The organism is Streptomyces collinus, assembly GCF_031348265.1.
GTDB lineage: Bacteria > Actinomycetota > Actinomycetes > Streptomycetales > Streptomycetaceae > Streptomyces > Streptomyces collinus.
The window spans coordinates 3728967-3741246 of record NZ_CP133771.1 but is presented as its reverse complement, the minus strand read 5'-3'; the positions used below and the strand labels follow the sequence as shown (position 1 = coordinate 3741246).

Below are 12280 nucleotides of genomic sequence, written 5' to 3'. Positions count from 1 at the left end.
CAGCCCTCGTACGGACGGATGACATCCATGTCCACGAAAACGCTCCCCGGGCGGGGCGACACCGACCAGCAGAGCACCGCGGGGCCGGAGCGGCGTGCCGCACGCCGGGGATTCGCGCTTCGGGTCCTGGCACGCGGCAGGCAGGCCCGGGCCGCCTGGATCCTCGCCGCGCCCTTCCTCGCACTGTTCGCGACCTTCATGCTGCTGCCGTTGGTCTGGTCGCTGCTGATGAGTCTGACCGACACCAGCAGCGCCGACCTGCGCACACCCCTGAACGTGTCGTTCATCGGCCTCGACAACTACGTGCGGCTCTTCCAGGACGAGCAGTTCTTCACGGCCCTGCGCAACACGGCCGTGTTCGTCCTGGTGGCCCTGCCGCTGACGCTGGCCGCCGGGCTCGCCGCGGCGGTCGCCCTCGACCGCGGTATCCGGCGCTTCCGGGCCGTCTTCCGGGTCGGCTTCTACCTGCCGGTGATCACCAGCATCGTGGCCGTCGCCGTGGTGTGGAAGACGCTCCTCGAACCTCGCGCGGGCCTGGTGAACCTCGTCCTGGGCTGGTTCGGGATCGACGGACCGGCCTGGCTGGCGGACACCCGCTTCGCTCTTCCCGTCATGATCGTGATGGCGGTGTGGCGCAACCTCGGCACCGTCATGATCATCATGCTGGCAGGTCTGCAGTCCGTTCCCCAGTCCCTGATGGAGGCCGCCGAACTCGACGGCGCCGGGGCCTGGCAGCGGTTCTGGCGGGTCACCTTCCCGCTCCTGCGTCCGGCCCTGCTGCTGACCGCCGTGACCACGGGCATCGGCTATCTGCAGTTCTTCGACGAGCCGTTCGTGATGACCGACGGCGGACCGCTGGACTCCACCCTGTCGGCCACGTTGTACGCCTACAAGCAGTTCGGCAACGGCAATTACGAGATGGCGTCGGCCGCCAGCTACGTCATTTTCGTCCTCATCGTGGTGCTGACCGTGCTGCAGTTCCGCGTGCTGCGAGACAAGGACTGACGACCCATGAGCACCCTCTCCACTCTCCCCACGCCACACCCGGACACGGACCGCGTACTGAGGCGTCGCCGCATCCGCCGGACCTGGGGTCAGCCCTGGCTGTACCTGCCGCTCGGCGGCGCCCTGCTGCTCATGATCGCGCCGTTCCTGTGGATGTTCTCCGGCTCCTTCAAGCCCGAGGCGGACATCCGCAGAGTGCCACCGGTCCTGATACCCACGGCGCCCACGACGGCCAACTACGGTGAACTGTTCAACTCGCTCGACTTCACGAGCATGTTCGCCAACTCCGTGAGCGTGGCCCTGGCCGTCACCGCGGGCAACCTGATCTTCTGCTCGATGCTCGGATACGCCCTGGCCAAGCTGGAGTTCCGCGGGCAGCGCGCCGTCTTCCTGCTGGTCATGGGGACGCTCATGATCCCCGGCCTGGTCACCTTCGTACCGCTGTACGTGCTGGTGGCCAACATGCAGCTGACCGGCTCCCTGTTGGGGCTGATCCTGCCGTTCCTCGCCGGCCCCTTCGGGGTGTTCCTGATGCGGCAGTTCATCTCCACCCTGCCCGACGAGCTGATCGACGCCGCCCGCGTCGACGGCTGCCGCGAACTGGCCATCTTCTGGAAGATCATCCTGCCGCTGACCAAGCCGGCCCTGGCCACCCTCGGGATCATCACCTTCCTCGGCTCCTGGAACAACTTCCTGTGGCCCCTGGTCGTGGCCCAGAACGAGAGCCAGTACACCCTTCCCGTCGGCCTCGCCCTGGCCAGCAGCGGACAGTCCTTCACCCGCTTCGGCATCCTGCTCGCCGGCGCGGTGGTCGTCCTGCTGCCGGTGATGCTCGTCTTCCTCTTCTTCCAGCGCCAGTTCGTGGCCGGTATCGCCACCACCGGCCTGAAGTGAAGCCGGCGTACGCCGCCGGACATCGACTCTCCGCCCCTCACCACTCATCACTGGGAGTTAAACGTGGGACAGCCGGTCCGCACCACCGTGTACCTGGACCCGGAAGCGACCGTGGAAGCGAGAACCGAAGACCTGCTGTCACGGATGACTCTGCCGGAGAAGGTCGGGCAGTTGCTGATGCTCGACGCGCAACACGGGGACCTGGCGGACATCGTGTCGGCCAAGCTGGCCGGATCGGTCCTGCACGTGTCACCCGACCTGATGCCGCAGGCCATGGAACTGGCCCGGCGGACGCGGCTCGGCATTCCGCTGCTGACCGCCGACGACGGCATCCACGGTCACTCGTTTTGGCCCGGGGCGACGATCTTTCCGACCCAGCTGGCCATGGCCTGTGCCTGGGATCCGGCCCTGCTCCACCGGGTGGCCCGCGCGGCCGCGACCGAGATCGCGGCGACCGGAATCCACGGGACGTTCTCCCCGGTGCTGTGCATCACCCGGGACCTGCGCTGGGGCCGGATCAACGAGACGTTCGGCGAGGACCCGTTCCTGATCGGTGAACTCGGGGCGGCGATGGTGCGCGGCTATCAGGGCGAGGGCCTCGGCGACCCGACCGCCGTGCTGGCGTACGCCAAGCACTTCGCGGGCTACTCCGAGACCCTCGGCGGGCGTGACGCGAGCGAGGCCGATCTCAGCCCGCGCAAGCTGCGCTCGTGGTTCCTGCCGCCGTTCGAGCAGGCGGTCCGGGCCGGCTGCCGCGCGTTCATGCTCGGGTACCAGTCGATCGACGGGGTGCCCATCACCGCGAACGAGTGGCTGATCAACGGTGTGCTCAAGGGCGAGTGGGGATTCACCGGCACGCTGGTGACCGACTGGGACAACGTCGGCCGGATGGTCTACGACCAGCGGACCTGCGCCGACTACGCCGAGGCGGCGGCGGTCGCCGTCAACTCCGGGAACGACCTCGTCATGGCCACCCCCGCCTTCTTCGAGGGCGCGCAGGAGGCGGTCGCCCGCGGCCTGGTCGAGGAGAAGCAGATCGATGACGCGGTACGGCGGGTGCTGCGGCTGAAGTTCGAACTCGGGCTCTTCGAGGACCCGCGCACCCCCGATCCCGAGCGGCAGGCCCAGGTGATCGGCTGCCGTGCCCACGCCGACCTCAACCTGGAGACCGCCCGCCGCTCCCTGGTGCTGCTGCGTAACGAAGGAATCCTGCCCCTGGAAGGCGGGCTGACCTCGGACGGAACCGGCCGCGCAGTGAGCGGGGGTACTCCGCGGACGATCGCGGTGATCGGCCCCAACGCCGACAGCACGGAAGCCATGCTCGGCGACTGGGCGGGCGCCACCGGCCAGGTCCCGTGGATGCCCGAAGGCCATCCACGGGAGTCGGTGGAGACGGTGCTCGACGGCCTTCGCGCCGTCGCGCCCGCCGAGTGGACCATCGCGTACGCACGCGGAGCCGACATCGCAAGCCCCGTCCGGGACGCCGGGTGGTCCCTCGGCCCGGACGGCCAACCGCAGCCGGACGTCTTCACCCCCGCCCCCGTCGACCAGGCGCAACTTGCGGAGGCCGTCGCCGCCGCCGAGGCCGCCGACTACGCCGTCGTGGTCGTGGGGGACACCATCGCCCTCACCGGAGAGGTGCGCTCCACGGCCACGCTCGACCTCCAGGGAGGCCAGATCGCACTGCTGGACGCGGTCGCCGCCACCGGCACACCCATGATCGTCGTACTCGCCCAGTCCAAGCCGAGCACCCTCCCGGACTCGGCACTGAACGCGGCCGCGCTCATCGAGGCGTTCAACCCGGGCATGCGCGGTGGCCGCGCCGTCGCCGAACTGCTCCTCGGACTCATCGAACCCAGCGGCCGGCTGCCCGTCTCCTTCGCACGGCACGTCGGGCAGCAGCCGGTCTTCTACAACCAGGTGCGGGGCCAGCACGGGAACCGCTACGCCGACCTCACCCAGGACCCCCTGTTCGCGTTCGGCGAGGGCCTCACCTACACCACCGTCACCTACTCCGACCTCGTCGTGCACGACCCGGACGTCCCCGCCGACGGCACAGTCCACGCGACGGTACGACTCACCAACAGCGGCAGCCGTCCCGCCCTGGAGACGGTCCAGGCGTACATCAGCGACCTGACCACCAGCGTCACCTGGGCCGAGCAGGAGCTGAAGGCGTTCACCCAGGTCGAAATCGCTCCCGGAGAAAGCCTGGACGCCGACGTCAGCATCCCTGCCGCGCAGTGCTCACTCGTCACGGCCGACAACCGCCGCGTGGTCGAACCGGGCGAGTTCGCACTCCGGGTCGGGCCCAGCTCCCGACGGGAGCAGCAGCTGAGCGCTGGATTCCGCATCCGAGGCTGACCGCAACCGGCCCCGACCCCATCCGGACCTGACCGCATCCGGACCTGACCGCATCCGGACCTGACCGCATCCGGACCTGACCGCATCCGGACCACAAGGCCGTACGCGGGCTCGAAGACCCCCGCCCCGCCGGCCCAGCCGCCCCGCCGAATCGAGGGCCGGCGGGGCGGGACCAAGACATACCGAAAGGCACGCGTGTGTCCACCACACCCCGCGATCCGCACCGCCCCGTGGCGCACCTGCGCCCGCCCCACAACTGGATCAACGACCCCAACGGACTGGTCTTCCACGACGGCCACTACCACGTCTGCTACCAGTACAACCCGTACGGAGCGACCCACGCGAACCTGCACTGGGGCCACTTCCGCAGCCCCGACCTGCTGACCTGGGAGCCACTGCCGGTCGCCCTCTCCCCGACCCCAGGTGGCCCGGACGCCGACGGATGTTTCTCGGGCAACGCCGTCTCCGACGGCGAACGGCTGGTCGCTTTCTACTCCGCGCACCGCGAGGACCGCTCCTTCCAGCACCAGCCGGTCACCACCGCCGTCTCACACGACGGCGGCCGCACCTTCACCCCGCGGGGCGAACTGCTCATCCCCGAGCTGCCCGAGGGCTGCGCCATGTACCGCGACCCGTATGTCTGGCAGGACGGCGACCTCTGGCGGATGCTGGTCGGCGCCGCCCTCGCGGACGGCCGCGCCGCCGCCCTCCTGTACGACTCGCCGGATCTGGAGACGTGGACGTGCCGGGGGCCCTTCGCGGCCCGTCACCCGGAGCCCGTAGGCGGCACCGCACTGCATTCCGGCGAGGGCTGGGAGTGCCCCCAGTACCTTCCGGCGGCCGACGGGCACGGCGCCCTCATCTTCGGTACATGGACCGAACCCACCGGCCCGCTGAGCGTCGCGGCCCTGATCGGCGAGGAGCACGAGGGCCACTTCGCAGCCGGCCCGGCGGTCCCCGCCGACCACGGCCCAGACTGCTACGCACCGGCCCTGCTGCACGCACCGGGCGACCGGTGGCTGCTGTGGAACTGGGCGTGGGAAGCGCGCGACGAGACCTGGGCCGTCGCGGACGGATGGGCCGGCGTCCTCACGCTGCCCCGCGAGGTCCATGTCCACGACGACGGCACACTGCGCCAGCGGCCCGCCGCCGAACTGCTCGGCCTGCGCGGTCGGCACACCCTCCACTCCGCAGGCGCGACGGACGGCCCACAGCCGGTGGACCTGGGCACGGTGGGCCGCGCCTTCGACCTGACGGTCTGCCTGGAGCCGACCGGGAACGCCGCTCTGCGGCTGGTCACCACCCCGGACGGCGCCGAGTACCTCGACATCCGTCTCGACGTCGATGCGGGCGACCTGGTCGTCGACCGTGACCACGCGTCACTGGACAGCCGGGCCCGCGGCGGCTCCCACCGGATGCCCTGCCCGGCAGACCGACCCGTCGATCTGCGCGTGGTCGTCGACCACTCCATCGTCGAGATTTTTCTGACCACCACCGGTCAGGTCCTCACCCTGCGCTTCTACCCCACAGGGCAGAGCCCATGGCGACTACAGGCCCGCACCGCGCCGGGGACTCGCCTCGGCTTCGCGGTCGACGCCTGGGAACTGCACCCGCTCATGATCAAGGAACCGAGCACCAGCGCCGCGGAATCGGCGCCGACGTCGCCGTAGCGCCGACTCCAATCGGTCGATCCCCCACCTCGGCACCGTGTCCCACCCCTCCCCCAAGTACTGAACAAGCTGGTCCGAAGGAGGATCTTCCATGAAATCGTATGGTCTCGGACGTCGCCGGTTCCTGGCCACCGCGGTCGGTGTCGCCGCCGCGTGGAGCCAGGTTTCCCGGAATGCCGTCGCCGCCCCGCCGCTGAAGCAGGCCACACGTGACAACTCCGTGCGTGTGTGGCTGACGGACGTATCGGCCGACAAGTGGGTCGCCGACCAGGACGATGTGCTGTTCAAGGCGAGGAGGACGACCAATCCGCTGACGATCAGGATCGACGACAGCGTCGAATACCAGAAGGTCCACGGCTTCGGCGCGGCCATGACCGACTCCTCCGCCTGGCTCATCGACAAGCTGTCCTCTGCCGAGCGGACCAAGCTCATGAGGAAGCTTTTCGATCCCTCGAAGGGAATCGGCCTCAGCCTGCTCCGCTCTCCGATGGGCGCTACGGACTTCAACGCGTCCGGAAGCTACTCCTACGACGACATGCCCGCCGGCCAGACAGACCCGACGCTGTCCAACTTCTCCGTCAAGCATGACGTTCCGTACATCATTCCGGCCCTGCGGCAGGCCCTGTCACTCAACCCGTCCCTCAAGGTCATGGCCAACCCGTGGAGCCCACCAGGCTGGATGAAGACCTCCGACTCCATGATCGGAGGCACCCTCAAGAGCGAGTACGTCTCCGCGCTCGCCGACTACTTCGTCAAGTTCGTGCGGGCCTATGGCGAAGCCGGCGTGCCCATCTCCTACATCTCCCCGCAGAACGAACCCATGGGTACTCCGACCTGGCCCGGAATGTTCCTGTCCGCGTACCAGGAAGCCGAGCTGATCAATAAGATCGGCAAGGCGTTCGAAGCCAACGGAATCTCCACGAAGATCCTGGCTTGGGACCACAACTGGGACGTGCCCTCGTACCCGGAGACGATCTTCAGCGACCCCGCAGCCTCCAAGTACACCGCGGGAACCGGATGGCACATCTACAGCGGCAACCCGACCTACCAGACGGTGGTCCACAACGACTACCCGAGCAAGGAAACCTTCATCACGGAAGCCACCGGAGGCGTGTGGCAGGACAGCAACCAGACGGCGTTCAGCGAAGCACTGGGTACGTGGATCATCAACGGGACGCGCAACTGGGCGAACGGGGTGATGCTGTGGAACATTGCACTCGACCCCGACCGGGGCCCACTCAACAGCGACACGGCCGGCATACCCATGCTTCGGGGCCTGCTCACCATCGATCCGGACGGCGGGCGGGTGTCCTACAACGTGGACTACCACGCCCTCGCCCACGCCAGCAGGTTCGTCAAGCCCGGAGCGCGCCGGATCTACTCGAACACCTTCGGGGAAGGCAGCATAGAAAACGTCGCGTTCCGGAACCCGGACGGATCGAAGGTCCTGATCGCACACAACTCGGGAAAGACGGCGAGGACCTTCAGTGTCGCGGACGGGACGCACTCGTTCGACTACATCCTGAACGCCGGCGACGCCGTCACCTTCACGTACTCCGGACCCTCGCGGAGCGGCCACACCCCCGCGGCAGCCAAGGTCTCGGACCCGACACACGACTTCACGTTCACGTCGGCGTCCGGTCCGGTCACCGTCACGTACGACCCGGCACTGCTGCCCCACCAGAACACCGTTCGCACCGGAGACAAGCTGGTCACCTACTCCCTGCCGATCGGAGCTTCCGTCCGGACGACAGGAAGGGCACTGAGCCGCGGCAAGTGGACCGCCACGGCTTCCGCACAGCCGGACTGGGGTGTGGCGGCCAACGCGATCGACGGCGACATCGACACCAGGTGGAGCCTCGGGCACGGGACGACGAGCGGCGACTGGTTCCAAATCAACCTGGGGAGCCCCACGAGCTTCAACAAGATCGTCTTCGACACCGGCGTGAACAACTCGTTCGACTACGTCACGAAGTACCAGATCTACGTTTCCGACGACGGTGTCGACTGGGGCAGCGCGATCGCGAGCGGCAGCGGGGCCATCGGGAAGATAGCCGTCGCACTGCCGACCCGAACGGCGCAGTACATTCGCATCGTCAGTACTGCGGCATCCGGATTCTGGTGGGCCATCGGCGACATCGAGGTGTACGGGTCCGCACGCGGAACCGGCTCGATCACGGCTCCGACAGCGGTATCGAACGGCCTCCGACTGAAGACCTGGACCAGCAAGAAGGGGGAGCAGGTCACCGCGGTCTTCAACGGGACCACCGACAGCAAGAGCTTCAAGACGTCCGACGACGGTTCGTACACCTATACGCTGCCGGCCGGCACCTCGGCGATGTTCACCACCAGGAAGCTGTCGAGCCTCCCCTCGCCGGCCTTCGGCGATCTGAAGCCGGAACGAGGCACGCCGCGCTCCAAGTTCACGATCCGCGGTTCTGGTTTCGGTGACTCACAGGGGCTGGGTACGGTCTACTTCGGATCGAGCTATGCCGAAATAGACACCTGGTCGGACACGAGCATCACCGCCTACGTTCCCAAGGGGATGCCGGCGGGGAAGGTCAAGGTCTCCGTGAAGGGAGCCGGCGGAGCGGACGCAGGCGGAGCATCGTTCGACGTCATCGACCTGGGCCCCGCGCTGCCACGCACAGGCTGGACCGCAACGGCCTCGGATGCAAGCCAGTGGGATGCACCCGGAAACATGCTCGACGGTAATTCCGACACTCGATACAGCTCCGGGACAGGGCAGTACGACGGTCTCTGGATCCAAGTGGACATGGCGCAGACGCAGACCTTCGACAAGATCGTGCTGGATGTCGGCGCCAGCGTAAGCGACTACGCGCGGAGCGCAGACGTACACGTGTCCACGGATGGAACCGACTGGACCAAGGTCTCTTCCGTAGCGGACGGCCAGCGAGTCCACCTGATCTCCTTCCCGACGCAAACAGCTCGCTACATCAAGGTCGTCAATACCGGCAATGTTGCGCGTAGTTGGTGGTCAGTCGCCGAATTCAACGTCTACAACTGACCTCAGGTCCTCATGAGGGGGGTCGTCGACCTTGCCCCGGCCGCAGGGAAAGTTCCTTTGGCCTGCGAGAACAGGCCGTGAGTGCCCGACGCTCCCCGGTGTTCCCCGCTCGATCGGGCACGGCTGGGGCACGGGATCTGGGCCGTACGCGTCACTTCCTGCGGACGGACGCGAGCGCCAGCACCATGCTCGCGAGCAGCACGAACACCACGAGCGAGGCGAAGAACAGGGCCTCGACCCAGCCAGCGTTCGCACCCGTGAGCGTGCCGTCCGCTGACGCGCATGCCACCTCCGGCGGAAAGCTCTGCCGACGCAAGTCGCCGCAGGTGTTCGGCAGGTCGTCATTAACGACGTACGCGTTCACCCAGCAGAGCGCCCAGGTAAGGAGGAAGACACCCAGCGAGGCCAAGGAGACGCCACCCAGTGCAGTCGGGCGGACTGCCTCGGAGCCCGTCGGAGATGCCGTCATGACCGGGAGCGTATCGGCTGATCTTCGTGGCGCTGTGACCAGGCCGGTTACCTGGCCACCCCCTCCTTGCCCACCGCTCACCCCAGCTCCCATCCCGTCTGCCGTCGACCCACACACCGTGGAGCGGGCGTGGTTCCTGGCGTCCAGGCGGAGCGCGCCACTGTACGAACGACCTGGACGACAGGGGCCGCGTCTGCTCGGCTCTGCCTGGGTCGATGGCAGACGGGATGGGAGCTCCCCGCGCACGCCACTACTCCGGCGGGGGCACTCGCAAGCGGCGCCCCCGCCATCTCGGAGCCTGAGCGCCCCCGCCGGAGGCATGCCTTGAGTGTTGCCGCGCTCTGCGGTCTCGACTCATGACCCGGCCTGTTTCACATGTGGGCGCACGTCGGCGCAGCCCGGGCGGAGCGGGCCGAAGGCAGGAGCGGCGCCCGGAGCGGAGCCGGGAAGCGCGCCCGGCGGAGCGGAGCGCAGCCGGGGCTTGACAACCGTGTCCTGTACGTCCGCCACCAGGTCCAGCGCCGCCGTGGCGTCCTGTACGACGACGACCCCAAGAGCCGCCGTCGTCGCGCAGTCCCTCTGCCCGCCCTCTGCATCGCGCCCCTGCGCTGGCACTGCCTACGGCAGACGAACGCTCGCGCCAAAGCGGGGGAGAGGTGGCAGGAGTCGGACAACGTGTTCGCCACCCGAACCGGCCGCCCCGTCGAGCCGCGCAACCTGTACCGCTCCTTCACCCGCGTCGCCGAGTCCGCCGGCCTCCGCGTGATCCGGCTGCACGACGCTCGCCACGGGACGGCCACCCTCCTCACGGCGGCCGGAGTCGCGCCCCGCGTGGAGATGGAGATCCTCGGGCACAGCCAGATCAGCATCACGATGGACGCCTACACCCACGTCGTCCAGGACACGCAGCGCGAAGCCATGAGCCACATGGACCGCCTGCTCAGGAGACGCCGCATCCGCGAGTGACCGCCCGCGTTGATGTCAGAAGTAGATGTCAAAGGCCCCGGACCATGATCGGTCCGGGGCCTTTTGGCTGGTGCCCCCGGCAGGATTCGAACCTGCGACACCCGCTTTAGGAGATCATCCGGGCGTTCCGCTGGGCAGTGGTAAGGCTTGCCCGTCCCCTGCGAATGGTGTGCGGATGGTCCTCCCAGTACGGCAACGTGCGCTGGTGTTGCCGTCAAAGGCTGCCGTCACTTTCCCTTAGCCCGCTTCAATGGCGACCTTTTTGTCCCGAAGCAAGATGGGTGGACGCTCTGTCTAGGGCTGCCGTGGCGCTTACCTGCGCTGACGGTCCACGCGCGCCCGTCGGCGTACGTCGGTGTTGTCACGCAGCCATTGGAGTGAACACAACGGGCACGGGAAGGGCAGGGCTACCCTCTGATCCGTAGCTCTAGCGGCTGTTAGAAGGCAGCGACGCCGAACGGGTTGTTGCCGACGGTGGTGGTGGCGATCACCTGGTTGGTACTGGTGTCGATCACCGAAACGGTGTTCGGGCTGAGGAAGTTGGTCACGTAGGCGCGGTCACGGGGCGGATCCACCGCCACCCCGCGCGGGCCGTCGCCGACGGTGACGCGGGGCAGGATCTCCGTGTTGTTGGTGGTGTCGATCACCGACACGGTGCCGTCGGTGAAGTTCGTGACGTAGGCGCGGTCAATGGACGGGTCCACCGCCACCCCGAGCGGGCCGCCGCCGACGGGGATACGGGGCAGGATCTCCGTGTTGTTGGTGGTGTCGATCACCGACACGGTGCCGTCGGTGAAGTTCGTGACGTAGGCGCGGTCAATGGACGGGTCCACCGCCACCCCGGCCGGGTCGGTGCCGACGGGGATGGTAGCGATCACCGTGTTGGTGCTGGTGTCGATCACCGACACGGTGTTGTCCGGCTCGTTGGTGACGTAGGCGCGGGCACTGGACGGGTCCACCGCCACCGCCCCGGGGTTGGTGCCGACGGGGATGGTAGCGATCACCCGGTTGGTTCTGGTGTTGATCACCGACACGGTGCCGTCGTTGCCGTTGACCACGTAGGCGCGGGCACGGGATGAGTCCACCGCCGCCGCCGACGGGCCACCGCCGACGGTGATGGGCGGTCCGACCACTCGGTTGGTTCTGGTGTTGATCACCGACACGGTGCCGTCGACGGCGTTGGTCACGTAGGCGCGGGCCCGGGGCGGGTCTACCGCCACCCCGAACGGGCTGTCGCCAACGCCGACGGTGGCGATCACCTGATTGGTAGTGGAACTGATCACCGACACGGTGTCGTCACCGGCGTTGGCCACGTAGGCGGTGTCGCGCTGCCGGCCTGAATGCCCGTCTGCCGATGCATGCGGGGCAACGCTGGGCATCAGTGCGGTGCACAGTGCCGCCAGGGCCCCCACCACCCATGTGCGCCGCAAGGGACGTCCCCGCTTCGACTTCTGATTCCTACGTCGCTCGCGAATTTGGGTGCACTCGTCTCGGGTGGTGTGCATGCGCATCTCCTGACTGGGCTGCAGCGTCTGATAGTCAAAGCTGGCCGGGTACGGCTGCCGGGCTATGCGCGGCTGTAGGTGATCGGCCACTAGCATCCTCAAGTCGGCTTTGGCGCCCTGCCAGGCAGGCACGGCCGAACGGATCGCCGAGATCACCGTTTCGGTTGATGAGAGATCAGGTCGGCGTAACGGCTTTGGCCGGTGTCCTGCCCGGGTTTGGGGTCGTGCATGATCAGGGGGCCGTACGCTCACTGGCTACTCGGGCAGGCTTGTCCGCTGCCCGCAATGTGTCCGAGTGGCCCCCTGGTCTTGCTCGACGCGGGTCCCGGATCGGGGAGTGTGGGTAAAGCCGTGGAGCCGTCCGTCCCCACCCCCGGCGGGT

Annotated in this window: 7 protein-coding genes and 1 pseudogene; 6 read left to right on the top strand and 2 right to left on the bottom strand. The window is 67.9% G+C overall.

The annotated features are described in order from the left end of the window. Positions 1 to 18: 18 nt before the first annotated feature. From RFN52_RS16765 to RFN52_RS16745, 5 genes are all read left to right on the top strand, one after another. Positions 19 to 1005, top strand: coding sequence for a carbohydrate ABC transporter permease (locus tag RFN52_RS16765; protein WP_184847354.1), 987 nt, complete (start codon positions 19 to 21; stop codon positions 1003 to 1005). A gap of 6 nt (positions 1006 to 1011) precedes the next feature. Further along, positions 1012 to 1899 carry a carbohydrate ABC transporter permease gene (locus RFN52_RS16760; RefSeq protein ID WP_184847353.1) on the top strand — a complete coding sequence of 296 codons (888 nt, stop codon included), beginning with the start codon at positions 1012 to 1014 and terminating at the stop codon, positions 1897 to 1899. A gap of 63 nt (positions 1900 to 1962) precedes the next feature. After that, positions 1963 to 4260, top strand: a complete 2298-nt coding sequence (locus tag RFN52_RS16755) for a glycoside hydrolase family 3 N-terminal domain-containing protein (protein ID WP_184847351.1) — start codon at positions 1963 to 1965, stop codon at positions 4258 to 4260. A gap of 197 nt (positions 4261 to 4457) precedes the next feature. Continuing rightward, entirely contained in the window at positions 4458 to 5930 is a 1473-nt protein-coding gene (locus RFN52_RS16750) for a glycoside hydrolase family 32 protein (protein WP_184847349.1), read from the top strand. 91 nt (positions 5931 to 6021) lie between these two features. Then, positions 6022 to 8958, top strand: a complete 2937-nt coding sequence (locus RFN52_RS16745) for a discoidin domain-containing protein (RefSeq protein ID WP_184847347.1) — start codon at positions 6022 to 6024, stop codon at positions 8956 to 8958. Between the two features lie 151 nt (positions 8959 to 9109). Here RFN52_RS16745 and RFN52_RS16740 read toward each other — a convergent pair whose 3' ends face one another. After that, on the bottom strand, positions 9110 to 9427 hold the full coding sequence (locus tag RFN52_RS16740; RefSeq protein WP_184847345.1) for a hypothetical protein: 318 nt from the start codon (positions 9425 to 9427) through the stop codon (positions 9110 to 9112). A gap of 480 nt (positions 9428 to 9907) precedes the next feature. On the opposite strand from RFN52_RS16740, the pseudogene RFN52_RS16735 reads away from it, so the two are divergent. Then, positions 9908 to 10393 (top strand): annotated as a pseudogene (locus RFN52_RS16735) (tyrosine-type recombinase/integrase); the annotation flags it as partial. A gap of 437 nt (positions 10394 to 10830) precedes the next feature. Here the strand turns inward: RFN52_RS16735 and RFN52_RS16730 are convergent. Further along, positions 10831 to 11898, bottom strand: a complete 1068-nt coding sequence (locus tag RFN52_RS16730; RefSeq protein ID WP_184847343.1) for a beta-propeller fold lactonase family protein — start codon at positions 11896 to 11898, stop codon at positions 10831 to 10833. Positions 11899 to 12280: the final 382 nt, after the last annotated feature.